Annotated in this window: 22 protein-coding genes and 1 pseudogene; 11 read left to right on the plus strand and 12 right to left on the minus strand. The window is 70.2% G+C overall.

Annotated elements, in window-relative coordinates; translation table 11 throughout:
- Positions 1-120: 120 nt before the first annotated feature.
- Together ACH4SP_RS11130 and ACH4SP_RS11135 are read left to right on the plus strand one after the other, a co-directional pair.
- The gene (locus ACH4SP_RS11130; protein ID WP_398412992.1) at positions 121-777 is read left to right on the plus strand and encodes a M15 family metallopeptidase; all 657 of its coding nucleotides are present in this window, start codon (positions 121-123) and stop codon (positions 775-777) included.
- A gap of 345 nt (positions 778-1,122) precedes the next feature.
- Positions 1,123-1,689, plus strand: a complete 567-nt coding sequence (locus tag ACH4SP_RS11135; RefSeq protein WP_398412994.1) for an EF-hand domain-containing protein — start codon at positions 1,123-1,125, stop codon at positions 1,687-1,689.
- A gap of 24 nt (positions 1,690-1,713) precedes the next feature.
- Here ACH4SP_RS11135 and ACH4SP_RS11140 read toward each other — a convergent pair whose 3' ends face one another.
- The 4 genes from ACH4SP_RS11140 to ACH4SP_RS11155 all read right to left on the minus strand — a co-directional run bounded on the left by ACH4SP_RS11140 (position 1,714) and on the right by ACH4SP_RS11155 (position 9,185).
- Positions 1,714-4,617: a hypothetical protein gene (locus tag ACH4SP_RS11140; RefSeq protein ID WP_398412996.1), complete on the minus strand. Its 2,904-nt coding sequence runs from the start codon at positions 4,615-4,617 to the stop codon at positions 1,714-1,716.
- A gap of 201 nt (positions 4,618-4,818) precedes the next feature.
- Positions 4,819-6,756 (minus strand): SMI1/KNR4 family protein, encoded by a 1,938-nt coding sequence (locus ACH4SP_RS11145; protein ID WP_398412999.1) that lies wholly within the window; start codon positions 6,754-6,756, stop codon positions 4,819-4,821.
- A gap of 79 nt (positions 6,757-6,835) precedes the next feature.
- On the minus strand, positions 6,836-8,143 hold the full coding sequence (locus ACH4SP_RS11150) for a cytochrome P450 (RefSeq protein ID WP_398413004.1): 1,308 nt from the start codon (positions 8,141-8,143) through the stop codon (positions 6,836-6,838).
- A gap of 34 nt (positions 8,144-8,177) precedes the next feature.
- On the minus strand, positions 8,178-9,185 hold the full coding sequence (locus tag ACH4SP_RS11155) for a terpene synthase family protein (RefSeq protein ID WP_398413008.1): 1,008 nt from the start codon (positions 9,183-9,185) through the stop codon (positions 8,178-8,180).
- 652 nt (positions 9,186-9,837) lie between these two features.
- Between ACH4SP_RS11155 and ACH4SP_RS11160 the strand changes: the two genes are divergently transcribed.
- From ACH4SP_RS11160 to ACH4SP_RS11185, 6 genes are all read left to right on the plus strand, one after another.
- Positions 9,838-11,325, plus strand: coding sequence for a DUF4157 domain-containing protein (locus ACH4SP_RS11160; protein ID WP_398413010.1), 1,488 nt, complete (start codon positions 9,838-9,840; stop codon positions 11,323-11,325).
- A 161-nt stretch (positions 11,326-11,486) separates the two neighbouring features.
- Complete coding sequence (locus ACH4SP_RS11165; protein ID WP_398413011.1) at positions 11,487-12,227, plus strand: FHA domain-containing protein; 741 nt, start codon at positions 11,487-11,489, stop codon at positions 12,225-12,227.
- A complete protein-coding gene (locus tag ACH4SP_RS11170; RefSeq protein WP_398413013.1) occupies positions 12,224-13,597 on the plus strand; it encodes a protein kinase in 1,374 nt (457 codons plus the stop codon). Before ACH4SP_RS11165 ends, ACH4SP_RS11170 begins: the two co-directional genes overlap by 4 nt.
- 76 nt (positions 13,598-13,673) lie before the next feature.
- Positions 13,674-14,681 (plus strand): peptidoglycan DD-metalloendopeptidase family protein, encoded by a 1,008-nt coding sequence (locus ACH4SP_RS11175; RefSeq protein WP_398413016.1) that lies wholly within the window; start codon positions 13,674-13,676, stop codon positions 14,679-14,681.
- A gap of 85 nt (positions 14,682-14,766) precedes the next feature.
- Positions 14,767-15,729 (plus strand): hypothetical protein, encoded by a 963-nt coding sequence (locus ACH4SP_RS11180; protein ID WP_398413018.1) that lies wholly within the window; start codon positions 14,767-14,769, stop codon positions 15,727-15,729.
- Positions 15,726-16,190, plus strand: coding sequence for a hypothetical protein (locus ACH4SP_RS11185; protein WP_398413020.1), 465 nt, complete (start codon positions 15,726-15,728; stop codon positions 16,188-16,190). The genes ACH4SP_RS11180 and ACH4SP_RS11185 overlap by 4 nt, the downstream gene beginning before the upstream one ends.
- Before the next feature lie 76 nt (positions 16,191-16,266).
- On the opposite strand, the gene ACH4SP_RS11190 is transcribed toward ACH4SP_RS11185, so the two are convergent.
- The 7 genes and pseudogenes from ACH4SP_RS11190 to ACH4SP_RS11220 all read right to left on the minus strand — a co-directional run.
- Positions 16,267-16,650, minus strand: a complete 384-nt coding sequence (locus tag ACH4SP_RS11190) for a VOC family protein (RefSeq protein WP_398413022.1) — start codon at positions 16,648-16,650, stop codon at positions 16,267-16,269.
- Positions 16,651-16,807: 157 nt separating this feature from the next.
- Positions 16,808-17,158: a tRNA-binding protein gene (locus ACH4SP_RS11195; RefSeq protein WP_398413024.1), complete on the minus strand. Its 351-nt coding sequence runs from the start codon at positions 17,156-17,158 to the stop codon at positions 16,808-16,810.
- 71 nt (positions 17,159-17,229) lie between these two features.
- The gene (locus ACH4SP_RS11200) at positions 17,230-18,168 is read right to left on the minus strand and encodes a DMT family transporter (RefSeq protein WP_398413027.1); all 939 of its coding nucleotides are present in this window, start codon (positions 18,166-18,168) and stop codon (positions 17,230-17,232) included.
- Positions 18,155-18,991, minus strand: a complete 837-nt coding sequence (locus ACH4SP_RS11205; RefSeq protein ID WP_398413030.1) for a Rossmann-like domain-containing protein — start codon at positions 18,989-18,991, stop codon at positions 18,155-18,157. Before ACH4SP_RS11205 ends, ACH4SP_RS11200 begins: the two co-directional genes overlap by 14 nt.
- A gap of 101 nt (positions 18,992-19,092) precedes the next feature.
- Positions 19,093-21,030 carry a B12-binding domain-containing radical SAM protein gene (locus ACH4SP_RS11210; RefSeq protein WP_398413034.1) on the minus strand — a complete coding sequence of 646 codons (1,938 nt, stop codon included), beginning with the start codon at positions 21,028-21,030 and terminating at the stop codon, positions 19,093-19,095.
- Between the two features lie 4 nt (positions 21,031-21,034).
- Complete coding sequence (locus ACH4SP_RS11215) at positions 21,035-22,435, minus strand: MFS transporter (RefSeq protein ID WP_398413036.1); 1,401 nt, start codon at positions 22,433-22,435, stop codon at positions 21,035-21,037.
- A 121-nt stretch (positions 22,436-22,556) separates the two neighbouring features.
- Positions 22,557-23,276 (minus strand): annotated as a pseudogene (locus ACH4SP_RS11220) (alpha/beta hydrolase fold domain-containing protein); the annotation flags it as partial.
- Between ACH4SP_RS11220 and ACH4SP_RS11225 the strand changes: the two are divergent.
- From ACH4SP_RS11225 to ACH4SP_RS11235, 3 genes are all read left to right on the plus strand, one after another.
- Positions 23,275-23,751, plus strand: coding sequence for a MarR family winged helix-turn-helix transcriptional regulator (locus ACH4SP_RS11225; RefSeq protein WP_398413037.1), 477 nt, complete (start codon positions 23,275-23,277; stop codon positions 23,749-23,751). The pseudogene ACH4SP_RS11220 and the gene ACH4SP_RS11225 overlap by 2 nt on opposite strands.
- Positions 23,752-24,409: 658 nt before the next feature.
- A complete protein-coding gene (locus ACH4SP_RS11230) occupies positions 24,410-24,994 on the plus strand; it encodes a DUF3291 domain-containing protein (RefSeq protein WP_398413040.1) in 585 nt (194 codons plus the stop codon).
- Positions 24,995-25,101: 107 nt separating this feature from the next.
- The gene (locus ACH4SP_RS11235) at positions 25,102-25,272 is read left to right on the plus strand and encodes a hypothetical protein (protein ID WP_398413041.1); all 171 of its coding nucleotides are present in this window, start codon (positions 25,102-25,104) and stop codon (positions 25,270-25,272) included.
- Positions 25,273-25,297: 25 nt separating this feature from the next.
- Here the strand turns inward: ACH4SP_RS11235 and ACH4SP_RS11240 are convergent, their stop codons facing one another.
- Positions 25,298-25,936 (minus strand): HAD-IA family hydrolase, encoded by a 639-nt coding sequence (locus tag ACH4SP_RS11240; RefSeq protein ID WP_398413043.1) that lies wholly within the window; start codon positions 25,934-25,936, stop codon positions 25,298-25,300.
- Between the last annotated feature and the right edge of the window lie 145 nt (positions 25,937-26,081).

The raw sequence follows: 26,081 nt of genomic DNA on the forward strand, positions 1-26,081 counted from the left end.
GTGCGCGGCCCGCGTTGGTCCGATCGGCCTCTCATCTCACGGCGGCAGTCGTGTCGGTGCACGGCGCAATGATCTTCGCCCTAGGTTGCGCTCGTGAATTTCGGACTTCGCCTCGCAGCCTTGACGCTGCCTCTCGCCCTGCTCGCGCCCGGCCCGGCGGCCGGGCAGACTCCCGTGGCGCCGGGCCCGTTGCCGGCCGTCGCCGCGGCCCCGACGCTGGGCGCCGTGGTTACCGCGGTACCGACGGTGAAACTTCGTTTCACCCACCGTCCCGGCTGCCCCGTGGCTCCGCGTGACCTCCGGCTGATCCGGATGAACCACTGGGGCTTCGACGGACGCGTACACCGCGGGGAACTCATCGTGCACAAGCGGGTGGTTCCCGCCGTCACCCAGGTGTTCGGCAAGATGCTCAAGGCCCGTTTCCCGATCCGCAAGATGAGGGTGCTGGCCGAGTACCGCGGCAGCGACGAGGCCGCCATGGCGGACGACAACACCTCGGCGTACAACTGCCGCCGGGTGACCGGCAATCCGTACAAGCTCTCCCGCCACTCGTACGGCGACGCCGTGGACATCAACACGGTGGAGAACCCCTATGTCGACGCCTACGGAAGGGTCCATCCCGCCGGGGGCCGGCGCTACCTGCGCCGTGACCGGGCGCTCCAGGGCATGATCCGGCGCGGCGATGTGGTGACGAAGGCGATGGCACAGGTGGGCTGGCAGTGGGGCGGCCGGTGGGGCAACCCGGACTACCAGCACTTCTCTGCCACCGGCCAGTAGCGGCGCCAGGGCTGCCCGAACACGACCGCGGCGGTCTCGCCCCCTCCGCCGAAGTTCACGCCCACCACCCCTGTGCGGGAGCCGTCGGCACCGGCGATGCTGCCCCTGCTGTGCAGATACTGATCGGCCAGCCACAACGGCAGGGGCTCGGTGCCCGCTCGTGCGGCGGCGGCGCGTGCCTTCCTGGCCGTTTCGGGGGTGCGGAGGCGCAGGGGCGGCGGTCAAGGCGGCGGTGCTCCCGTACCGCCAACGAGTGCCATATGGGGCGCGATGCGTGTCAGAGGGTTTGGCCGCGCGGCTGAACGACCATGGTCCGGTGGTCAGTTCGTTTCCCTTGGAGGTTCCATGACCAGTGATGTGCGCGGCCGCGAGTACGACCTCACCTTCGACACGCTCGACGCGAACGCCAACGGAGTACTGGAGGAACAGGACTTCGTCACTCTCGGCAAGTCGATCGCGCGGGCCGCGGGCATCGCGGAGAGTTCGGCCAAGGCGACGGTGCTGACGGGGGAGTGGCGGCGCTGCTGGGTCTTGCTGCTGGAGCACGCCGATGCGAACGGGGACGGTCTGATCAGCCGCGAGGAGTTCCGTCGGGCGATGTCGGGAGCGCTCGGGGACCCGGCGGTCCTGGAGCGCAATCTGCGTGCCGGGTTCGAGGCCGAGTTCGCCGTGATCGACACCGACGACGACGGTGTCGCCGCCGTTGACCAGATGGAGGCGTTCCTGGTCGCCTGGGGTCTGGAGAGCGATCTGGCGCGCACGGTCGCGACGCGGCTCGACCGGAACGGTGACGGCCGCATCACGCGGGAGGAGTACGTGGCGGGATGGATCGGCTGCTTCATGGACGAGGGCGAGGGTGAGGGCGAGGACGCCGGGGGTGTGGGCAGCCCCCTGCTGGGGCCCGTCGGCTGACCACCGGACCGTCGTTCCAGGCCGTCAGTTCCGGGCCGGGCAGGGCGGAGCGTAGTCCACGTCGGGGAAGTAGCGGTCCCACTGCGCGCGGGTGAGGGCGGTCGGTCTCCGGGCGCAGACCTGGGAGGCCGCTCGTCCCGGGTCGGTCGGCCAGAGACGGGCGTCGCTGTCCTCGCTGCCCGTGAGCAGGGTCCGTCCGTCGGGCGACAGCGCCACGGTGTTGAGGGCGCCTCCGGGGCCGCTGAGCACTCCTGCGGACCGGGGGCGGCGCGGGTCGGTGATGTCCCAGAGCCGGGCGACACCGTCGTAGCCCCCCGAGGCCAGGAGCCGTCCGTCCCCGCTGAGCGCCACGGAGATCACCACTTCGGTGTGGCCGGTCAGCGTGGCGAGCGGGGCCGGACTTCGAGGGCGGGAGACGTCCCAGAGACGTACGGAGTGGTCGTCGCTGCCGGACACCAGAGTGCGACCGTCGGGGCCGAAGGCCAGGGACGTGACGAAGTGGCGATGGCCGGTGAGGACCGACAGCCTGAGCGGCGTACGGGGCCGGGTCACGTCCCACAGTTGCACCGTCCGGTCGTCGCCCCCGGTCGCCAAGTACCGTCCGTCGCGGCTGAAAGCGACGGCTTTGACGTTCAGGCGGTGCCCGGTCACCACGGCCAGGGCCACGGGCCGTGAGCGCGTGGTGAGGTCCCACAGCCGCACCGTGTGGTCGTAGCTGCCGGTGGCCAGGGTCCGCCCGTCGGGGCTGAAGGCGACGGCGAAGACCACGCCGGTGTGCCCGTGGAGAGTGGCGACCGACACGGGGCGCCGACGGTCGGACACGTCCCACAGCTGCGCCCTGTGACCGAAGCCGCCCACGGCCAGCGTGCGGCCGTCGGGAGCGAACGCCACGGACGCCACAGGACCGGTGCCCGCCACCCCTCCCGTTCGCACCGGCGGACCGGATTCGGGTACGTCCCACAGCTGTACGGCGTCGCCGCCCGTCGCCAGCCCGCGCCCCGCGGGGTCGAACGCGACCGCGGAGACGTTGCGGGCGCGGCCTGGGAGTGCCGTGGCGGCCGCGCCGAGCAGGCCGTCGCGGGCCCCCGCGACGGGCGAGAGCCGGTAGGCCGCTGTCATCAACTGGGCGTACAGCGCGGGTTGGGTGTCCCGCAGCGGGTCCGCCTCGGTCACGACGTTGCGGGCGAGGACGTCGTTGCGCTGCTGGGTGATCTCTCCCTGGACGTACAGGGCGTAGGCCGCCGCACAGGTGGCGAGGAGAGTCACTGCGGTCAGCAGGGCGACGAGCCGACGCAGCCGCCTGGTGTGCAGGGCGGCCTGCCGTTCCCTGTCCTCCTCGGCCGACACGCTGGCGTCGAGGAAGGCCCGCTCGCGAGCGCTGAGGGCGCTCCGGTGCGGCGGCTCGTCGAGGAACTCCCTGGCCATCGCGAGGCGCGCGCCTCGGTACAGGGCGTCCGGGTCCCCGTCGAGGGAGTCCCAGAGCAGTGTCGCCTCGGTGAGCCTGCGGTGGCGGCGCAGGCTCTCGCGGTCCTCGGACAGCCACTGGTGCAGGCGTGGCCAGCACCGGATCAGCGCCTCGTGCGTGATCTCGGCGTGGAGGTCGTCGAGGGTGAGCAGGCGGGTGCGGGCGGCCTGCTCCAGGACGGCGGCGGCGTCGCCGCTGCGGTCGAACTCGGCGCGCGGCAGCCGTCGTTTGGTGTCCTCGGTGCCTTCGCCCAGTGCGGTCAGACGCAGGAACAGCTGCCGGGCCAGCTGCTGCCGGGCCGGAGCGAGTGAGGCGTAGAAGGACTCCGCGGTCCGTGCGAGGGCGCCTTCCACGCCGCCCGCGGCCTGGTGTCCGGCGAGCGTGAGCGCGTTGCCCCGGCGGCGGTGCCAGGTCTCCAGCAGGGCGTGCGAGAGCAGCGGGAGCACTCCGGGCCTGCCGTGGCACTCGGCGATGAGCGACGCCACGAGCGGGCCCTCGACGCTCAGCCCCGCGCGCACGGCGGGCTGGACGATCGCCTGGCGCAGCTGCTCCCCCGTCATGGGGCCGAGGCTGATCTGGCCGTCGGCCAGTGCGGCGACGAGTTCCGCGTAGTGCGTGCAGTGGGCGTAGAAGTCGGCGCGTACGCCGAGCACGACGCGGCAGCGGCTGTTGGGAGCCTGCGCCGCGGTACAGAGCGCGGTGATGAAGGAGGACCGCTCCTCCTCGCTCGGGCACAGGGTGAAGACCTCCTCGAACTGGTCGACGACGAGGACCGCCTCAGCCGTGGCGGGCCGCTCGGACAGCAACTGCCGTACGAGGCGGTGCAGGTTCGCCGGATCGTCCGCCAGCTCGGCGTGCAGCGCCCCGGCGGTGGTCCCCAACTGCCCGGCCAGCATGACCGCGCACTCTTCGAGCGGGTGCGGGCCCGGAGTGAGGAGCAGTACGGCCCCCTGCTCCGCCGCCGCGTACAGCCGGGGCAGCAGCCCGGCTCTCAGCAGGGAGGACTTGCCCGAACCGGAGGCTCCGAAGACTGCCACGAACCGTCGTCCAGACAGGCTGTCGACCAGGGCGCTCGTCACCTGCTCGCGGCCGAAGAACCGCTCGCCGTCCTCGGGTTGGAACCCCGCGAGTCCCGGGTACGGCGCGTCGGCTGCCGTGGCGTCGGTGCGGTCGCTCTCCGCCGGGGCGGCGTCCGCAGCGAGGTCCGCGGCGGTGCTGTGCCACAGCCGCTCCCACTCGTCCACGTCGCCGTCGCAGGCGCGGACGTAGGCGAGGGTGACCGGGAGCGAGGGCAGACCGCGGCCCGCCGCGGCGTTGGCCAGGGTGGTGACGGAGTAGTGGGAGCGCTGCGACAGCACCCGATAGGTGGGGCTGCCGGCCTTCTGCCGCAGCAGCCGCAGGGCCGCCGCCAATCTCAGTTCGGGGCTGTCCCCGTCCTCCAACGGCCGTTCGCTGCGTGGCACCGTCACCCCTCTCCGCGTAGCTCATCGCTCCCGTGATTGTTTCTCATCCGTTTGTTCCGCGCCTTGCTTTCGATGCCGGACAACGCGGCCCGGCCCATGTGCCGAGGGTCAGCCCGGCGTCGAACTCGTGGGAGGAACAGCGATGTTCCGGAAACTCATGACCACCGCGGCCGAACTGGGGCTCGCGCTCGTTCAGCTCGGTCAGCCTGCGGGACCCCAGTTCACGCTGATCACGGTGTAGCTCTCCCCGTCCTCGGGTGGCCGCGTCCAGGAGCGGGTGGTGAACGTGTGCAGCCGGCCGTTCGTGATCGCGTGGCGCGGTAGGCGGACACCGAACTCGCCGGTCACGGCCTCCAGCAGCGACCGTTCCGCCCCGGTGTCCTCCGCCCCGGTGTCCTCCTCCTCGGTGTTCTCCTCCCCAGAGCCGAAGAACTGGTCCGGGTCCAGTGCGGGTGGTATTCGTCCCGTTCGGTGTGTCTCCCCGTCCGCGTACGTGAAGGCGTACTGCTCGGTACCGTCCAGTGCCACGGAGAGGTGGAAGGACGGTTCTCCGTGCGAGGTCCTCAGACCGCCCCACACGACCACCGCGCGGGTGCCCGCGCTGGCGGCCGCGGCCGGGGAGACGAACCGCTGCGGGTGGAAATGCGCGGGATCGCCGTCGAAGGCGAAGCTCCAACGGGTGCCGGCCCGGCCGACCGACATGAGGGCCCTGTCGTCGTACGAGGAGAACTCCCGCTGTCCTTCACGCAGTTGGCGGCGCGCCCGGTGGGAGGTCATGGGGACGTCCAGTGCGGCCTCGTCCGGGTCCGCGAGGCGTCCGGGCAGGTCCTCCGGTTCCACCCCTTCGACCAGGACGAACCGGTAGGACGTGAGGTCGTTGTGGGCGTCCGGTTCCGCGAGCCACGCCAGGCCGTCCGGGTCGATCCCGGCCGACCGGGGCGGCGTCCCGCCGGACTGTCCGCCCCTGGGGGTGGACAGCAGCTCGCGGCCCCGGTCCGGGGTCAGCAAAGGGCCGAGCAGGGGGTCGGCCAGCCACCCCAGCGGTGCCAGGTGGTCGGGTCCCAGCGGCTGCCATTCCGGCAGGGCGTCCAGCAGCGTCCGCCATGCCCCGTCGGTGTCGCCCCACCGTGCCAGCTCCCGTGCCCGTTCGACCGCTGTGCCGAACGGGCCGGCCGCCGCGTACCGGTACGTACCGCCGCGCACCTGCTCCAGCGTCGCGCGGGCGGACGACACCACGTCGTCACCGGCCCCCGGCAGGTGGAACATCAGCGTGGAGTCGTCCCTGTACGAGTGCGCCGCGTGCTCCGCGACCAGCGTCGGCAGCAGGTCGGGCGCATACCGCGGGTCGCTCACCAGGCCGTCGAAGTACACCAGGTAGGTCTGTCCGAGCAGACGGCGTATCTGGTCGCCCAGTCCGACGGCCCGCGGCCTGCCGTACTCCTTCGCCTCGTCCAGTGCGTGCACGGCCCGTTCCCAGTCGCCGCGCAGCGCATCCGTCCTGGCCTGCTCCACCAGGGCGTCCAGCTCTCGCGTCGTGTCGTTGGCGAACTCCGGCTTCCCGTCGGCCGGGCGGGCCCGCAGGCTGTGGAACTCCCGGTGCATGTCCCGCATGAACTCGACGAAGTTCGCGTACCGTTCGGGTGGCGCGGCCCGCCAGCTCGCCCATGTGTAGACGGCCCACTCGCCGTCCTCGTCCACGTCCTCGGGATCCAACAGGACGTGGGTGATGTCGGATTCGACGTCGAGCTGGAGTCCGCGCCGCCAGATGTCCGCGTCCCGGCGCTCTTCAGGGTCGGAGTCGTCGTCCAGGTCCTCCTCGAAGATGTCCGCCAGCTCGGACTCGTTGTTGTGCCAGCGGGCGTCCGTGGTCCCCGCCAGCAGCCAGACGAACCCGCCGGCGTGCTGCCACCCGTCGCTGACCTTGAGGAACTCCCGGTACGACGGGGGCATCCGCCGACCGAGGCGCTCCTCCATGGCCACGATGCGTTCCTCGGGCGCCGGCGGGAAGCCCAACCAGCGCGCCCGGCGGGCGGCTTCGTCCTCCGCGCTGGGCGTCTCGTCGTCGGGCAGGGAATCCGACCACTCCCCGCTCCACTTGAGCAGGAACGGCCGCCAGTCGAACGCTGTCGTTTGCGTCATGTTCCCGATGTTGCCATCCGCCACTGACAGTGCTCCCTGATGTCTGGCGGCAGGGGGCGGTCACCGTGGAGCCCGGTGCTCAGGCGGCGCAGTAGCGGACCTGGACCGAGTGCGGGGTGGTGAGGTTGACGCCGTGCGAGCGTGGCTGCAGTTCCGCGTCCGCGCCGGACAGGCCGAAGCCGTCGAGCCGGAGCGCTTCGGCCAGGGTGAGCTTCATTTCCAGTTCGGTCAGTTGGGCGCCGAGGCAGCGGTGGGCGCCGATGCCGAAGGGCAGGTAGCGCATGTGGTCGGCGGGCCTGCCGAGGAACCGCTCCGGCCGGAACCGGGCGTGGTCGGGGTAGGTCTGCTCGTCGTGGTGGGCGAGGTGGATCGCGACGATGATCTCCGTCCCTTCGGGGAAGTGGTAGCCCTCCTCGGTGAAGGGCGCCGTCACCCGACGCGCGGCGCTGGTGGGGGTGACGGTCGGGACACGGAGGGATTCCCTGCACACGGCCGACAGATAGGGCAGCTGCGCGATCTCCAGTGCGGGGGCGTCGGCGGGCAGTGCGCGCAGCTCCGCCGTCAGCCGCTCGGCGACGTCGGGCCGGTGGTGCATCCAGTAGAGGGCCATCGACATGCCGTTGGCCGCGGTGGTGGTGCCTCCGGTGAGGACGCTGACGATCTGGTCGCGGATGTCGTGGTCGGGAAGCAGGCCGGGTCCGGTCAGCAGTGCGGAGAGCAGCGAACCGTCGGCGTGACGGTTTCCAGCCGTACGGGCACGGGTGATCTCCGCCGTCAGCAGACGATCCAGTGCGTCGCGGGCCCGGTGGTAGTCGGCGTCCAGTAACGCGCGCCGCCCGGGGTCGGCCGTGCGGGCGTCGTGCAGGGCGTTGAGCACGGCGGTCAGTGACTCCTCCATCGCCTGCCCGGTGTCGGGCGTGAGGGATGGGAAGGTCAGGGCGTTCATGATCCGTGCGGTGATCCTGAGGGTCGTCCGCGACAGCGGCTGGGAGGGGAGCCCGCGCAGCTCGCTCAGTCCCTCGACGATCAACCGGTGCACCGTACCGGCCTGTTGCTGCAGTGACGCGCCCACGAACGGTGGTGTGGCGATCCTCCGGATCTGTCGATGCTCCGTTCCGGACAGTTTCAGCATGCTGCGGGGGCCGATGAGGTCGTTGTACCTGGTGGTGCCGAGCCCGGGCAGCTCCTGGTCGTGGCGCAGCAGGATGTTGCGGAAGTGGTGGGGGGAGGAGAGGAACACCCTCGGCGGTTGGTCGGGCCGGTGGAGCGTGAACAGGTCCCCGTGGACGGCGCGGATCTCCTCCAGCATCGATGGCTGCTGCTCCAGACGCCAGAGCTCGTCGGGAGTGAGGGTGACCCCAGGAGGCAGAGAGGCGGTGAGGTTCATGGCGGGCGGACGTCCTTAATCGTGTGGGTGTCGCCTAGCCGACCGTGCCGGGCGCGGGCGACAGGGGCGCGGCGGCGGTGCGTCCGTAGCGGGCGCTGTCCCGCAGGGACCAGGCGATGGTGCCGGCCATCCAGTCCTGGCAGCCGTCGATCCACCCCGACATCTGCGGTCCTGCGGTACGGCGGACCACTGCGGCGAGGTCGGCGAACCGGGCGATCTCGGCGTGCGTCCGGGCGACCGCGAGGTCGACGGCGTCCTGCCAGGACCGGCCCGGCCCTGCGTCCTTGAGGACGGTGACGAGGCTGCGGGTCGACGGCTCGTGCACCTCCACGGGGGAGCTGAGCACGTCGTTCGACCAGGCCACGACGTTGCAGGCGTAACGTTCCAGCAGGCGTGCCTCCGGCGCGTGGAACTCCTCGGACGTGATCGGTCCTGCATTGGCCAGATCCACGACCGCGAACGGCGGTTTGAGGCCGGCCGAGTACTGCCGGTAGGCCGTGTAGGACCGGGGGTCGACTCCTTTGGTGCACAGCTGGTCGAACACCTGCAGGGCCAGCGAGAGGAACCACATGCGCATCGCGTTGGCCCAGCGCTGGTAGTTCTCGTCGGCCGGCGCCAACTCCCGCAACCGGTGGCAGAGATCGAGCCAGGCCGTCTCACCGTGCAGCGGCCGGTCGCCGGTGGCGTCCAGATCGACCGTGTCCAGCATCGCGGTCAGTCGGCGGACCATGTCCGTGGCCCGCTCGTTGCTCTCCACCCGGTCGGCGGTGACGTCGTCGAAGAGGAAGAACCAGAGCATGAAGTCGGCGGCCCACTGGGCGAACACCCGGTCGGCGCGGGGGAAGCAGCGGCCCGCCAGCCAGGCGAACCGGTAGCCGGCGTAGCGCTCGCGTTCGGCGGCGTCCCGCAGCAGCCCGTGGCTCTCGGACCAGTCGACGAGGGCCAGATGTGTGGCCTGTACGTCGGGGTGGAGGCCGGCCGTCCAGGGAAGCTCGAACTCGGGCAGGACGACCTGGTCGAAACCGGTGAGATCGTGTCGCATGCTGCTCCCTCGGGCGTGTCATGACAGTTCATGAGCATCGGTGCCCGCTCCGGACGTGCGCGGCACTGCGCCCCGGGGGGAGAGGCGGGGTGCGGCGCGGCGCCCTGCTGTCGCAGCACACGTGGTGCTGTGACAGCACGTACGTTGATGTGTGTGCGGCGCGGCGTGCATCGCCCTGTGGGGACGCGGCATGCATCGCCCTACGGGACATGGAACGCCTGCCGCCCGAGGATGGCAAGAGCGCTTGGACGCGGTCGGGGACAACTGGACGCTTCTGCATGTGTATTCGGCCGCGGTTGCCTGATGTCTCAGGTGTACGACGGTCAGGTCCTGAAGGCGGGCAGCGGAGACGCGGGCGGGCCGGGTGGCCGCCTCCTGACCGGCTCGGTCCCGTGGGTGGTGCGGTTGTCCACAATGAGGTGTACGTCCAGGTGGGTGCAGTGTGCCCTTGCGGTCAGCGGGTCTGCCCCTGCACCTCTGGCCCGTGCCGTCGCCGGTGTTCAGGCTGGAGCCTGGTTCGCTCTGGAGCGCGGGAGGCACGCAGGTGAGTTGGGCACGGGACGACAACAGCAAGGCCACGCCGGGGCGCGCGCCGCAGCGAGGGCGGTCGGCCCGGGCCACTTCTGCCCCTGTTGACCAGGCAGTTCAGCGGATGCTCGCCCTGCAGGGTTCCGCGGGCAACGCGGCGGTGGTCCAGATGCTGCGTCAGGCCGGAGGCGCACCGGCGCACGAGTCCGGCTGCGGGCACTGCGCACCGGGATCACAGGTCCAGCGCTCCGTTGCGGGTGCTGAGCAGGAGGAGCACGCACACGGCACCGGCCATGAACACGGCGCTGTGGCGGACACCAGCCCCGAGGGGCAGAGCGCGCTGCTCGCCGCCGCCCGAGAGTCCCCCAGTGAGTCCCTGCCCGCGTCCGTGGTGGCCAAGGCCGAACCCTTCTTCCAGAACCCGAAGCTCTCCTCCACGCGCGTCCACCGTGACGCCGTCGCCCAGCGTGCCACCGCCGCCCTGGGCGCCCAGGCCATGACCGTGGGCAACCACATCTTCCTGTCGGCCAAGGCCGTAGGCGACGAGGCGACCCTGGGCCATGAGCTCAGCCACGTCGACAAGAACACCAGGAACATCGCCGAGACCGGCCGTGACAACGGTGCCGGAGTCACCGTCACCCACCCCGACCAGGGCTCTGAACGAGGCGCGGAAATCGACGGCGCCGCCTACGCGGCGGGGGAGAAGACCGCCCCGTCCGTCACCGCTCAACGCAGCGTGGGGCAGCCGGTGCAGCGGTCGCCGAAGACGGTCGAGGAGGAGGAAGAGGAGCTCACGGCCGACGGCCGGGCGGTGCAGCGGGCCGTGCACGAGGAGGGAGGGGCGGAGCAGACCGTGCAGCGGGCGGGCGGGCACGGAACCTCCTCCCGGCACGGCGGCCACTCCGGCGGGTCGTCCACGCGACGGCGGCTCATCCCTGTCACGTCGTTGCCGCACGCGTACTACCTCCGACGTCCGCATTACGACCCTCCCCGGCGCAGGGGCGGCGGCACGTACACAACCGTCACGCTGGGACCGTACGGATTCTCGGACCGGAGGAGCGACGCCGATTCCCATCTGCCCCCGGCCATCGACGACGCCCGGCACCAGTATCCGAACGAGACCTTCAAAGCCGGGCACTTGATCAACGCGTCCTTCGGCGGTGACGGCAGGGATTCGGCGAATCTGACCATTCTGACGACCCGGGCGAACAACTTGATGCGCGGCTTCGACGATCCGATCAAGCATGCCGTGGGGCACGTGGCGAGCATCTACGAGACTCTTTCCGCCATGTACGAGGACATCCGACTCCTTGAGCTCGGGGTCAAGGTCACCGTCACCCCCGCGGGAGAGAACCACACGTGGGAGACGGAAGGCCCCGGAAAGTACATTTCGTCCTACATCGCCTGTCGTGCGAAGGTCGTGGGAGCCAGTGCGCTGGAACGCTGGATCGACCAGGCGCTGGCCAACGACCCCTCCGATCCGAACTGGCGGTACATCAAGAGCGAACTGGCGCTGGTCGACCACTACGTCGACTCCGCGAACCTCTCCGACCTGATCGACAACGACGCGACGTACCCCTTCGCGCCCTACAAGAAGCCACGACGCCGCTGAGGTGTGGCCGCGGAAGCGGCCGAACGGTGGTGGGCGGCGGACCGGCAGGGGATCGCCGCAGCCACGCGCCGTACACCCACCAGAACCGTACGTGTGTGCGTTTGGCGGTTGTTTATCGCGAGTTCCTATGGTGACGCCCACCCCCGGCGTGAGGACTCCGCATGTACAGCATCATCGTGGTGCCCACGGGCTCCACCGCCCCGGAAACCCAGCTCAGACTGGGGCCGGGCGACACGCTCCACTTCGGCCGCGGCACACCGGCCGCCGGCCGCCGCCATCTCGACATCCCCCATCCCGGGGTGTCCCGCACGGCGGGTGAGCTCACCACCTGCGGGACGTACTGGACGCTCAGCAACTACAGCCGCGCGTCCACCTACGTGGTGGAGAACCCCGAGGGCGCGGGCGAGCACGTCAAGATCGCACCGGGCCGGGCCGAGGCCCCCATCCCCTTCGAGTTCTCCCGGGTCGTGCTGCCCGCGGGCGGCGATCTGCTCAGCTTCGACGTCTGGGCGCCGCGCCACGACTACGTGCAGGAGCCCGAACCCGTCACGGGCGGCGAGCGGACCGCGCTCGCCTTTCCGCTCGACCACACCAAGCGCTACTTCCTCGTCCTCGTGGCCCTGTGCGAACTGCGGCTGCGCGGCGAACCGCACGCTCCGCCGCCCACCGTCGAGCAGATCACCGAGCAGCTGCGGCCCGCCTGGCCCGGGGCGAACCGCGCCGCCGTGCAGTGGAACATCGACTACCTGGCGTTGAAGATGCGCCTCAAGGCCGGGCCCGATTCGGTGGATCCGGGGCCCCGGCTCAACAACAAGAAGGAAGCGCTCGTCTCGCTCGCGCTGCGCTTCGATCTCGTACACGAAGAGGACCTCGCCCTGCTGAGAAGACCGGCGGCCCGGTGAGCGACCGGACGTACAGCGTCTCCGTTCCGTACGGCTACCGGGTCGGCCCCTGGCGGGTCGGCCGTGCCCTGGGAGCAGGCGCCTTCGGCAGCGTGTACGCGTCCCGGCGCATCGCCCCCGCCCCAGGGACGCCGGTGCGGGCCGCGCTCAAGTTCCTGCCGACCGGCACCAGCACCCCGCGCCAACTGAGCCATCTGCGGGAGCTCGCGGAGCGCGAGGTCGACCTGCTGCGCCGGCTGCGCTCACCGCGACTGATCCGGATGTACGACGTCCTGACGGTGGACGATCCGGCGAACCCTGAACTCGACGGCGCCACCGTCCTCGTACTGGAGGAGGCGGAATGCTCCCTGGACACCCTGCTCGGCGAGCCGCCCGGCGCCCCGGGGGAGGACGGGCCGCTCACCGCGCTCCTGGTCCAGGTCTGCGAAGGGCTGCACCAACTGCACCGGGCCGGCTGGGTGCACGGTGACCTCAAGCCGGGCAACGTCCTCCTGATGGCGGACCGCACGGTCCGGCTCGGCGACTTCAGCACCGCGGCCGAGCTGGAGGGCACGCACGCGTACGCCCCCGCGTTCTCGACCCCCGACTACACCCCTCCCGAGCTGCTCTGGTCGGAGGCGGGCGAGCGCGGCACGCAGATCCGCTCCTCGTCGGACATCTGGGCCTTCGGGGTCCTCGCCCACGTCGTCCTGACGGGTTCGCTCCCGCTCCCCGGCGGCACTCCGTCCGCCCGCAGGGACGCGGCGGTGCGCTATGCGCGCGGCATCGACGAGCTGCGGCTGTCGCCCGAACTCCCGCCGCTGTGGCGGCAGATCATCACGGACTGCCTGAGCCGTACGCACCGGGAACGGGCGGCGCACAGTGCGGGTTCACTGCTGCGGCGGCTCGGAACGCCACCGGCGGCCGACCGTTCCCCCGCCACCTGGCGCCTGCCGGGCCGCCGTCCCCGGCTGTGGAAACCGCTGCTCGTCACCACGGCCCTGACGGCCGTGACCGCCACGCTCGGCTTCACGCTCAGCGCGCTCGCGGAGGGCCGCGAGGCCGCCGACGAGGGGTACGCACGGTGCGTCGAGGGCAGCGTCTGCTTCTTCAGCGAGAAGGACGGCAAGGGCGAGATGTGCGCCTGGGTCGACGGCGAGAAGGACTGGATAGGCGGGGGCATCCGGTGCACCTGGGTGACCGGGAAGCCGGTGAAGTCCGTCTACAACCACGGACACGGCCCAGAGCAGGGCGCCAAGCTCATCGACGTCCCCTATTTCTCCAGGCCCGGCAACAAAGAAGGTCGCCTGGGCTGCGTCGAGTTGGGGACGAAGGAGAATCTCGACGTCCCGGTCAGCCCGCGCTCCCACGCCTGGCGGACGAGCTGCTGACCCTCGGACGTACGAGTACCGCGGAACCGGTCCCTGCCGGGACGCTGTGGCCCCACCACCACGAGAGGGGAAGCCCATGTTGTTGCGGTACCCGAGGAAACACTCACCCGGAAGGCTGCGATCGGCGGTCCTGGCCTGTGCGGCCGCACTGACCCTGGGGATCGGTACGGGCGCGGGCGCGGCGGCCGCGCCCGCCGACGGAGCGCCGGCGGTCGGCGCGCCGGCACCGGTGGTCAGCCTGGTCGCACCGGCGGCCGGCCAACTCCCCGCGGGCAAGCCCGATTTCCAGCTGCCCTTTACCTGCGGAACCACCTGGCAGCTCAACGCCTACGACGAGTCTCCCGACCCGAAATACGACCACAACCCGGCCCTGGACATCGTTGCCGAGGGCAACCCGGGCTCGGACGGCCGGCCGGTGCTGGCCTCCGCTGCCGGGAAGGTCTCCGCGATGTACTTCGACGCGGGTTCCGGCAACACCATCCAACTCAGCCACGGCAACGGCTGGTTCACCGCGTACTACCACCTCGAAGCCGAGAAGACGCCGCTCGTGACGGTGGGTCAGGAGGTCAAGCTCGGCACCCGGATCGGTCGGGTGGGCGCGACGGGCAACGCCAACGGCTGGGCCCATCTGCACTACGAGCAGCGCTACTTGGCGTCCGGCGACTTCACCTACGAGCGCGACCGTGTGCCGGTGCACTTCAACGGCGTCCAGTACACGGGCGAGAACGGCGTATGGCCGAGCGTGAAGAGCGCCAACTGCGCCACCCCGCAGCCCTATCAGTGCCAGCCGGGCTTCGTCTGCTTCTACGCGGAGACCGACGGCAAGGGCTCCGTCTGCTCGACCGACCGCAACACCCCGGTCAGCAACTGCGGCTTGCGCAAGTCGTACTTCAACAACGGCAATCCCCAGGAGGGTTACGACCATGTCCGGCTGACCTTCAAGGAGGGCGGCGGCCAGTGTCTGCACCGCGGCTGGACCGAGGGCCACGGCAACTTCCCCGAAGGGGGCCGCACGATCACCTCCGTCACCTGGGGCCCTGAGTGCCCGGCCACCCTCGTACCGCCCGGCCGTCCTCGTACATAAGAGGTACCCCTGGAGCCACCCCTGCGGAGATGGTGTCACCGCGACCCGCTGACGGGGCGCGGTGACACAGGGGGGCGGCACCGCAATGAAGCACCTGCTCGTTCGCGCGTGCACTGCCGTGGCGGTCGCTTCGATCGCCACGGCCGGTTGCACGGCACAGGGACCGGACGGATCGGGCACCACAGCGAAGGACGAGGCGCCGCCGCGGGTACGCGAACTGACCGATGCGGACCGCCTGGTCCTGAACCGGGCCGAGCGGCTGCACGTACGGGACTGCATGACCCGGCAGGGCCACTCGTACTGGGTCGGCCTGCCACCGGGCGCGGACGAGAGCCGCAGCACCGGCTATCTGTCGACCGACGTGGGCTGGGCCAAGAGGCACGGGTACGGCAGCCGGATCACCGCGAAGGTGCTGAAGGCCCGGAGGACCAACCCGAACGTCCTCTACCGCGAACGGCTCTCACCGAGCCGCCTCCATGCCTACGACAGCGCGCTGGAGGGCGGCCGGGGGACCGCGGTGCTCAAGGTTCGCGTACCCTCCGGCGCCACCATCAGCAGCCGTCTCGGCGGCTGCGAGGCAGAGGCCCAGGAGTGGCTGTACGGCGACCTGAAGACCTGGTTCCGCGTCAGCAGGATCGCCACCAACCTGACCCCGCTGTACGCGTCGAGACTCATGCGGGACCCCGAGTTCACCACTGCCCAGTCGGCGTGGGCGGCCTGCATGCGCCGGGGCGGGAACAACTACGCGACCCCGACCGGGGTCCAGGACGCGCTCCCCTCCCTCACCCGGGGGCTGCCGGAGAAGAAGGCCTTCGCCGTCGAGGTACGGCTTGCGGTGGCCGAGGCGACCTGCGCCGGGTCGTCCGGGCTCGCCGGGACGGGCAGCCGGCTGGAGCGCCACTACGTGAACGGGCTGCGGGGCGAGTACGGAGACGTGCTCGACGACTACGCACGGCTGGAGCGCACCGCGCTGACCCGTGCCCGCACCCGCGTCACCCCATCGACTCCCGTGGCAGACGGCCACGGGCGAACGGAGGAAACACCATGAAGCGCACCATCGGCATCGCTGTGACAGCGTTCGGCCTGGCGGCCGGCTCACTCCTGATCGCCACCCCCGCCCAGGCGTCGGCCGCCTGCGACTCGGCCTACCGGGCGGCCACGTCCGGCCATGTGTACGCCTACAACCTGCCGAACTGCTCGGGCCTGCTCGGCCACACCGCGGGCGACGACGCCGACTGGGGCGACGGCGCGGGGCCGTTCACCGGCAGCGACACCAACAACGCCGAGTCCGTACTGAACAAGGGCATCGAGGACGGCTACTCCACCGTGCGCTTCTCCAACTACACCGCCTATGACACCGCGAACGGGTACGGCTGCCTGAAGAGGGGCGAGCTGTACGCCGACACCCTCTGGGACAACAAGATGAGCAACGGCTCACCGGCCGCGAACAGCATCAGCTCACACAAGTGGGTGGCCACTAGCTACGGCTGCGCGAGCATCTTCCGCTGACCCCTGAAGCGAGACGGCCCGCTCTCCGACGGGGGAGCGGGCCGTGCGCACGCGAGGGGCGGGTCGGCTGCGGCCGCTACTGGCTCGGCGTCACGCTTTCGCGTGTGAGGAGGCAGAAGGGGTGTCCCACCGGGTCGGCGTACACCCGGTAGCCGATGGGCTTGTCCGATCCTTCGAGCAACGTGGCGCCCAGGGCGAGTACCTGCGCCTCTGCCACATCCAGGTCATCGACCATCACATCGACATGCATCTGGGCCGGACGCTCGGGGTCGGTCCACTGGGGCGGCCGGAATTCGCCGACGCGCTGGAAGGTCACGATCTCCGTGCCCGCCGCGTTCGCGAGCACCACGTAGTCGGACGAGTCTTCCACCCGCGGCAGCGACAGCAGGCTCTCGTAGAAGCTCGCGAGCTCAGACGGGGCTGGACAGTCGATGACGAGGGAGAACAGGCGTCCGATCATGTTGATCACACTATGGCGCGCACGGAGGAAGAGGAAGACGCGCCTGCACGATTCACGTCAGCATCCCGACGAGACCGTCTGGACCAGGCGGCCCCCACCATCCGGCGGGAGCCGTCCCAAGGCAGGCCGAGACGCGGCAACGCCGAGGTGTCCCCGGTCAGCCCACGAGGTCACCCGGTGCTGCGCCCTGTGCCGGTACGAGGAGTTGAGCCCGGCCCTCGGAGTCGTACGAGCCGAGCAGCAGGAACTCGCTCCGGAAGCCCGCGACCCGCTTGCTCTTGAGGTTCACCACGCCGACTACCAGCCGGTCCCGCAGAGTTTCCCTGTCGTAGTGGGTGACCCGTGCGCTCGTGCGCAGGATGCCGGCGGAGCCGAAGTCGACGGCCACCTTGTAGGCGGGTTTCCTGGCTTCGGGGAAGTCGTCGATCTCCACGACCCGACCCACCCGCAGCTCGCAGCCGAAGAACTGTCCGGCGTCGATCTTCTCCATGGCTTCCATGTTCCTCATTTCGGTTCGGTGGTTCGGTGGCTTGGTGGTTCGGCGGTCCGGCCGTTGGCTCAACCAGACGTATCGGCACGCTACTTGCGGTTGTCGAGGATGAGCAATCCGACACCGACCAGGACGATTCCGGCCCAGCCGAGCGGGGCCAGGTGTTCTCCCGCCACTGCCACGCTCAGCACTGCGGCCGCCACCGGCTCGATCAGGATCAGGGTGGCCGCCGTGCTGGCCGTGACGTGCGTCAGACCCCGGCCGAAGAGGAAGTACGCGAGCGCCATGGGCACCAGCGCGAGGTAGCCGGCGACCACGAGCCCCGTACGGGTGCTGAACAAGGGGCCTCCGGTGACGACGAGCACCGGGATCAGCAGGAGCCCGCCGAGGCCGAACATCACCCCCATCACCGGGCGGGACGACGCTCCTTGGCGTATGAGACGTCCCGCGGTGTAGGAGTAGACGGCGTACGACGCACCGGCCAGCAGGCCGAGGGCGACGCCGGCGACGATCTGCCCCGTCCCGTGCGGGCTCTCGTCAGGGTGCCGCTGTCCGACGACGACGAGCGCGACGCCGACCGTGGAGACCGCGCTCGCTCCCATCCAACGGCCGTGCGGCAGGGCCCGTTCCCCGATCACCTCGCACAGTTTGGTGAAGACGGGGGTCGAGCCGACCGTGACCACGGTGCCGGTGGCGATGCCCGTGAGGTCCATCGAGGTGTAGAACGCCAGGGGGTAGACGGCCACGGCGACCGCGCCCGCCAGCACGGTGCGCCACGTGCGGGCCCCGCCGCGCAGCACCGGAAGCACCGACCGGCCCGCGACGGCCAGGAGCACGAGGCCTCCGATGCCCATGTTGGCCGCGCCCACGGAGAGGGCGGAGGCGCCCTCCGGGGCGAAACTGGCCGCGGTCCCGCTGCTGCCCCACAACAGCGCGGCCACGAGGATCGGGAGGACTCCCGTGACGAAGTGCCTGTCCCGGGCGGCTCCGCCCACGCCTCCGGACGGCTTCGGTTCAGTGCTGACCATGAGCCCCGAGGGCGTCCTTCCGGTAGATCTCCAGCGTCGAGGGGCCCTGGAAGAGGTACTGGGGCTGGGGTTCGGCCATGACCGTGTCGATGCCGAACGTGCCGCAGTACTCCTGCGCGAAGTGGCAACCGGTCACGGCGAAGACCACCAGTCGGGTGTCGTGCTCCGCGGCGGCGGCGACCAGCTCCCCCAGGGTCCGGCTCGCCAGTGTCTCGCCGCACACCAGCGCCACGTCGCTCTCCGCGACGAGCCGTGCGCTGTCCTCTCCGGGGGACACCGGAACGCCGAGTATGCCGTTCTCGATGAGGCAGGGGTCGAAGTCGCTGGCGGTGATCTCGACGTCCTCCTGGCGGAGGTGGTGGATGAGGTTGCCCATGACCCCGATCTGGGCGACCTTGCGGCCTCCCACGCGCGTCAGCAGCCGCATCGTTTCGCCGACCGCGGTCCGTGCCCGAGTCAGTGCCTTGACCTCGGGTCGCCCGTCGATCGTGAGAGTCTCCGCCGGAGTGCGCGGCAGCGCGCCGAAGGCGGCGTCCAGAATGGCGATGTCCTCCTCCAGGCTGCTGCCGCGGGCCAGCCGTGCGTCCTTTCCGATGAGCCCGTCGCTGCTCTCACCGAGCCGGACGGTGCCGAAGTCGGCGTAGCAGCACCCCTGTCGGACGGTCTGCGCCAGCACGAAGCTGTAGGCCATGAACCTTTCGTACTCGGTGGGTTGTGACCGGTAGTCCACGCACCACATGCCCCGCAGCCGGAAGTCGTCGTCGGGCAGATCGCGGCTCCTCTCGGCCAGGACGGTGCGCAGGGTCTCCAGGATGTCGTTCATGTGCCTCGCGGCTCTCTGTGTCGGCGGTGGGATGAGAGGGGATCGGCGGATACGGGAGATCGGCGGATTCGGGGGGATCGGTGATCGCGGGGGAACGGCGGCTACAGGAGGTCGGGCTCGGCGGAGTTGCGGACGGTGCCCCACCGCTTCGCCGTCGCCTCGTGGATGAACCAGATGTCGTCCTCCGACAGACGGCGGGAGACGACCCCCGGGAACGCTTCCTCGAAGTAGATGTACGGAGGCCGGTTGTCGACGTCAGGGGAGTGGTAGTCGAGCCTGTCCTGCATGTCGTGGTCACGTGTGATCCGGGTGGCCGGGTGGTAGGTGAGGATGTTCGGGCTGGCCAGCATGACGAGGCCGTCGTCCACGAGCCGGCCGACCTCCTCGACGGTCTCCTCGATCGACTGACGGGTCTCGCCCTCCAGCCCGAAGAGGACCGAACTGCCCACGGGTATGCGGGCCTCACGTATGCGCGCCAGGGCGGTGCGGACCTTCTGCTTCCACGGCAGATCGGCGACCCGGCGGATGTTCTTGTGCACGTGCTCCATGACCTCGTCCGACATGCTCTCGATGCCCATGTAGAGGTAGGTGCAGCCCGCTTCGCGCAGCGCGTCCAGCATGTCGCGCACCTCGTCCTCGCTGTGCAGCGTGGTGAGGAGGTCGGCCGTCACCTGGCAGCCGAACTGCAGGTTCCGCAGCCGCTGCCAGTCGTCGCCCCCGACGATCCACCGGCGGCAGCGTTCGGGGAGTTCGTCGGAGCCGGTGGCGGTGCGGGCGGAGTGCAGGGCCGCGCAGAACTCCCGGATGGCGCGGAAGGTGCCGCTCCAGAAGATGGAGTCGTCGAAGAAGACGGCCTCGGCGCCGTAACTGACGTACTCGCACACCCGCTCAAGTCCCGCCTGGGCCGGCGACGCTCCGAAGCGCTTCAGCCCGCCGACGACGAGAGCCGACTCGGAACAGAAGTCGCAGTGATAGGGGCAGGCGTTGGACACCGTCATGTGAGCCGTCCTGGCGGGCCCGCCCCCGAGGACCGGGAAGACCGGGAAGCGGGAGCGGATGGCGAACCCCTGGTACGGGGAGGGCAGTTCGGCGAGGTCGTACTTCTCTCCCCTGACGGGAAAGGCATGCAGGTCCGAGCCGTCGCGTGCGCACAGGAGCGAGTTTCCCGGCAGGCGCAGCCCGGCGGCTCCCAGCAGGGACAGGGTCTCGACCACGTCGCGGACGCGGGCCCGGGTGCGGTCGAGATCCATGGTCAGGGCTATCGCCTTCATCAGGAGGTCGAGCGCGAAGTACCCTTCGCCGCTGACGCAGAAGTCCACCACCGGCTCCGCACGCCCCTCCTCGATGGCTCGCAGGGTGCTGCTGTACTGCAGGACGACGGACCGGCCGGCCGGGGCGTAGCGCATGGTCTCGTCCATGTGCCGTCCGCCGAACACCACAAGACAGTCAGGGGTCTCCTCCTTCACCACCCGGGCCATCTGCAGGGCGTACCGGTGCCCCGGCGAGACCGTACTGACGAGGAAGACCTTCGGGCGGAGCCGTCGGGTGCAGGCCCGGAGGTCGTCGCGGGCCCGGTCGTCCCACACCCGGGGGTCGAAGACCGCGCTGTCGGGGGTACCCGCGGCTTCGGCGTCCGGGCGCAGGCCGTGCCGCGCGCCCAGGCGCCGTTCCTTGCTGGGGGGACATCGCCAGTCGGGACACAGATCGGTGAACGGCATGTCCTCGGCACCGTCCGCCGTGAGCCGGGCGGACTTCAGGGCGCTGTCGACGACGACGCTGAGCGCCGCGTACAGGCACATCGGGTCACCGGGATAGGTGATCTCGCCCTCGGGGGACGTCATCACCGGTGCGAGCGCGGCGAGCACGGGGAAGGTGCGTAACCTCCACGGCACCTGGTCCAGGCGCTTGCACCCGGCCCGTTCGAGCAGGCCGCCGCGCCGGGACCTGCGCAGCGCCGCGAGCGTCCGTGCCGCGGGCCCGTCGACCTGTGCGGGGCGGTGGAAGGTGTCGTGGACGACGGTATGGAGTACTGAGGGCACGACGCTACCTCTCGTCGGTGGGGGGATTCGGCAATGCTGAGGGAGGGCTCACCGCCGGGGGGCCTGCCTCGCCGCCGGTCCGGCGAGGAGCGCTTTCCGGGATCGCGTGCAGCGTCACGGCCGCGAGGGCGAACGTCGCGGAGACGTAGGCGAAGAACCACAAGGGGTGTCCGAGCGCCGAGAACCAGACGGCCAGATAGGTCGCGGTGCCTCCGAACAAGGCCGTCACCAGGGAGTACGCGATCCCCACCCCCAGTCCGCGTGCCTCGGCGGGGAACTGTTCACTCATCAGCGCGGGGAACGGACCGTGAAAGGCGGTGAGCAGGACGATGGAGCCCAGCAGGAGCGGAAGGGTCACCCCGACGTCGCGGGACATCAGGGCGACGGACGGCACCAGCACCACGGCCAGCGCCAGCGCGCTCCACCCCATCACCGGGCGCCGGCCCAGCCGGTCCGCGGCCAGACCGGCGAAGGGCGGCAGAATGCTGTAGAACACCAGCACAATGCAGTTGATCATGAACGCGGTCGAGGGCCGCATGCCCACCTCACGTGTGAGATAGGTCGGCATGTACACCGTCAGCGTGTAGAAGCCGACCGTGGCAGCGATTCCGAACCCGACCACGCGCAGGACGCCCCTGTACTGGGCCCGTGCGGTGCGCACGATGCCGCTGGGCCGGACGCGGCCCCGGCCCCTCGGCTTCCGGGGCGCTGCGTCCCTCGCCTTCCGGGGCGCTGTCGGAGGCAGCAGCTCCGCGGCCGCGGCCGCGGACGGCTCGGACAGGCGCAGCGAGCGGCGCAGCACGAAGCCCGTACAACCGATCAGGGCACCGGCGCCGAAGGCGATGCGCCAGCCGAAGTCGGTCATCTGCGTCTGGGTGAGGGCCAGGGTGAGGAACCAGCCCAGCGCGGATGCCAGCAGCACGCCGATCCCCGTGCCCACGAAGATCGACGACGAGTGAAAGGCACGCCGCTCGGCCGGGACCGCCTCGGTGACCAGGGCCGTGGCCGCCGGCATCTCCCCGCCGGCCGACAGCCCTTGGACCGCGCGGGCCAGGACCAGCAGTACCGGTGCGGCAGTGCCGATCTGCTCGTACGTGGGCAGCACGGCGATGGCCAGGCTGCCGCCGGCCATCATGAGAATGGTCAGGTTGAAGACGGCCGAGCGGCCGATGCGGTCGGCGCAGTGCCCCAGCACCACCCCGCCCAGCGGCCGGAACAGGAAGCCCACCGCGTAGACGGCGAAGGCGGACAGCAGGGCGGTCGTGCCGTGGTCGGCCGGGAAGAAGCTGTCGGCGAAGAACACCGCGAACGACGCGTACAGGGTCCAGTCGAACCATTCGATGACCTGGCCCACGCCGACGGCCACCGTGACCCTGCCGCGCGGGACCCCGGCCGGCACGCCCACGGCTGGACGGTGGGCCGGCGTTGTCCCTGTCTCCTCGGGGTTCAGCATGGTCGCCCTCTGCCTGACTGCGATCTGCGGTGCTCCTCGTCACCCGGTGACGGAGTGTCCCTCCGTACATGGCTCCGGTGTGTTCCAGGCCCTCACGCGTGAAGAACGGGTCGACGCTCGCCTTGGTGTCCATGCTCTCGCCTGTCCGGGTCCCGTCGAGTCCGGGGGAGAACGCCAGGATCGCGGCGGGCATGGGCAGGCCCGCGTCGCGGGCGGCGAGGCAGGTGGTGACAGTGAGGCCGCCACCGGCGGAGTCGCCGGCGAACACGATCGCCGAAGGGTCTTCGCCGCTGTCGAGAAGTGCGCGGTAGGCGCTCAGCCCGTCCTCGATCGCGGCCGGGAACGGGTGCTCAGGGGCAAGCCGGTAGTCGAGCGAGAACGCCCTGAACCCGGTTCTGGTCACCAGGTTCCCCGTCAGTGACATCGCCGTCTCCGGCGAACCGACCACGTAAGAGCCGCCGTGAAAGTAGAGGATCGTCCCGGCCTTCGGAGTGCCGGTCTTCGGAGTGCCGGCCGGCTCGACGAGCACCGCGGGTCGGCCGCCGAGCGTCGCGGTCCGGGTGCGGATACCAGCCGGGACGATCATTTCCCCCATCATCGCCCTGAACCCGGCGCGGAGCTCCTCCACCGACCGGGGGCCCGCCGGCTGAGGCCGTCGGGCCATCGCGTCGACCTCCGCGCGCTGTTGCCTGCTCATGACCGCCTCCATCTCATCCGTCTCATCCATCTCGCCCATCTCAAGTACATGCCAAGGAACTACATTCCCAGGCATGTAAGTTACAGTAGATGCCATGGCATCTAAGTCAAGCCGTGGCCCGATCGACCTCCCGGGCTTCTTCGCCGATCTCGTCCGCTGCGAGACGCGCCTCTACAACGCGCTGAACGAACGCCTTCGCGAGCGGCACGGGATCGTCACCTCGCAGTTCGAGTTCCTGCGCTTCCTGCGCGACCACCCCGGGTCCCGAGTCGCGGACCTCGCCACCGAATTCGCCATCGGGATCGGCGCGACCAGCAAGGGCATCGACCGCCTGGAGAAGCAGGCATGGGTCATGCGGCGAACCAACCCATCGGATCGCCGCTCATCGCTGCTGGACCTGACCGCCGGAGGCCTGCAACTCATCGAAGCGGCGGAGGCGACCTTCACTGAAATACTGGCCGAGCTGACCGCAGACGTCCTCGGCGGCCCCTCGGGACTGGCCGCCGTACAGATCCTCTCGGAGCTGCGCTCCGTGCTCGAACGCGACCAGATCGGTCTGCCCACAGGCTGACGGGCATGCGCGTCGAGTGCGGCTGCCCGTTGGCTGCGTGATCAGCGTTTGTTACGAGGGCGAATCCCGCGGATCGATCACGGCTCGATACGTACGCTCAAGGTTGTCCCGAAGCCGGTCGCGGTACTCCTCCGGGCCTGCGGTGTACGCGACCGGCCCAGCGCGTCCTTGCGGGCCTGCGGGCCTGCGGGCCTGCGGGGCCACCCGCATGCGGCGGGGACCACCCGCCTATCGCGGCGAAGGCCGTGTCCACGTCCCTCGGCGTCTCGCTCCTGTCCGGCCGGGTGCGGTCGGCAGAGGCGTCAGGCATGTTCGGCAAGTGCCCTTCAGGCGAAGTGCCTTACAGATATCCGAGGAGGGCAAGGCAAGTTGGGCACGAGTTGGACGGGGACGGCCGTGCGAGTGGCATCTGCAAGAGGCCACTTGGACAGGGAAAACGCAACTTCGACAGGGCCTGCAGCGGGGGCTATCTTCACCTGACATTCGGCGCCGCCCGCAGTCGCGCAGGGGTTCCATCAGCCTGATCACCCGCAAGGGGACGAGTCGATCACGCCCACAGCTCCCCGCCCCCACGCGCAGGTCACCGAATCGAGTCCACGCCCAGACAGCGAGAGCGTCAGGGACTTCCACACCAGGCCCCTCGGCCAGGGAGAGACACATGCCCCAGCTTGCTCTGTACACGTTCGGCGTCCTGAAGTCGCCCCTCACCGATCCCGCACGTCTTACGCGGGAGTTCCACGAGAGCGGTGAGGCCGTCTACCGGGAGATCGGCCAGCACCCCGGATATGTCGCTCGTGCTGAAGCGGTGGATCGCAGCCTGGGCGCACGGACGGATTTCGACTCGGACTGGGGTGAGTGGGGAGAGTTTGTTGTTCCGACCTGGTACGGGAAAGGCCGTACTGCGGAAACCGTCGCCCTGGCCGCGACCCTCTCACTCTGGACCGACCTGCGATCCGCCTTCGACTCCATCTACAACGGCCTGCACCGCGCGGCGCTCAACAGGCGTTACGACTGGTTCGAGAGGACGGGACACCCGGGTTACGTGTCCTGGTGGGTCGCCGACGGCACGATACCGACCTGGCAGGACGGGGTTTCCAGGATGGAACACCTCCACGACCACGGCTCCGCGCCGTACGCCTTCTCCTTCCACCACTCGTTCGATCCGGGCGGAACACCGGCCGGGCTCAAAGGCATTGGACCGAGGAGCGAGTCGTCCGTGCCCGACTCGTCTACGCGCAGCTGACGATGTCCGAGGTGGCGTGCGCGCCCTGAGGGGCTGATGCGGGAGCCCCTTGCCGGTCGAGTACGGGAAAGGTCCTGGTCCGCGAAGGTGCGCTTGCCGAGCGGCCCATGCGGACGGACGCAAGTGGCGAGTCCCTCGGCGAGATCGGCCGCCAGACGGAGATTCGGCACATCACCGAGCAGGCATCAGAACTCCACGTCGGACTCGGCCTCGGACTCGACGCCGGCCTCGGTCTCGGTCTCGGTCTCGGCGAGCGCAGCAATGGTGGAGTCGGGTAGTGGCACTCCCGAAATGCCCTCATGCTCAGCTCTCGCGCGGCTCTGAACCGGACCCGTCGAGTAGCGGTGCGAGCGTCTGGCGTAGATCTTCGAGTCGGCGGTAGTGAAGGGCGGTCATTCCCGCCTCGCGCGCTGCCACGACGTTGGCGGCGGTGTCGTCTATGAAGAGGCAGCGGTCTGCTGCGGCGCCAGCTTGTTCGGCGGCGATGCGGTAGACCTGCGGGTCGGGCTTGGCGACGCCGATGCGGGCGGTGTTGACCACGGCGTCAGCAAGGTCGGCGAGTCCCTGTCGTTCCAGGTCGGACTCCAATCGGGTGGTCGCATTGGAGACCAGGGCGACGGCCGCGACTTTGCGTACTCGTCGAAGCAGTGCGACTACTTCTTCATCGACCACCGGAAGGAGATCAGACCAGGCCGTGACCGCGGCGCATGCCCGCTCGCGGGATCCGCAGCTGTCGGCGAGGTCGGCCGCGACTGCGGACCGCCATTGCTCATCAGTGATCTTCCCTGTGATGGCGGGCAGCAGGCGGCTCGGTGCGAAGGCCGCGGCTGCGAGAGCGCCGAGGGGCAGGCCGTGGGCTTGCTCAAGCGCGTCGGCGGCGGGCCAGTGCCGGAGGACGCCGTCGATGTCGCAGAGCACGGCGTCATAGGGCGGAAGCGGCATGGTCGATTACTCCTTGTTGGTCGTTCGACGGCTGATCTCGGCAGCGTAGAGGGGGTGGTGCTGTCGCGCTGCGGTCAACGTCTGTGCAGGCAGGCGACGTTCGCCGAGCAGTCGACGGGCAGACCGTCAGGTACGGACGACGCAG

Origin of the sequence: Streptomyces sp. NPDC021093, from assembly GCF_044333135.1 — a bacterium.
Taxonomy (GTDB): Bacteria; Actinomycetota; Actinomycetes; order Streptomycetales; family Streptomycetaceae; genus Streptomyces.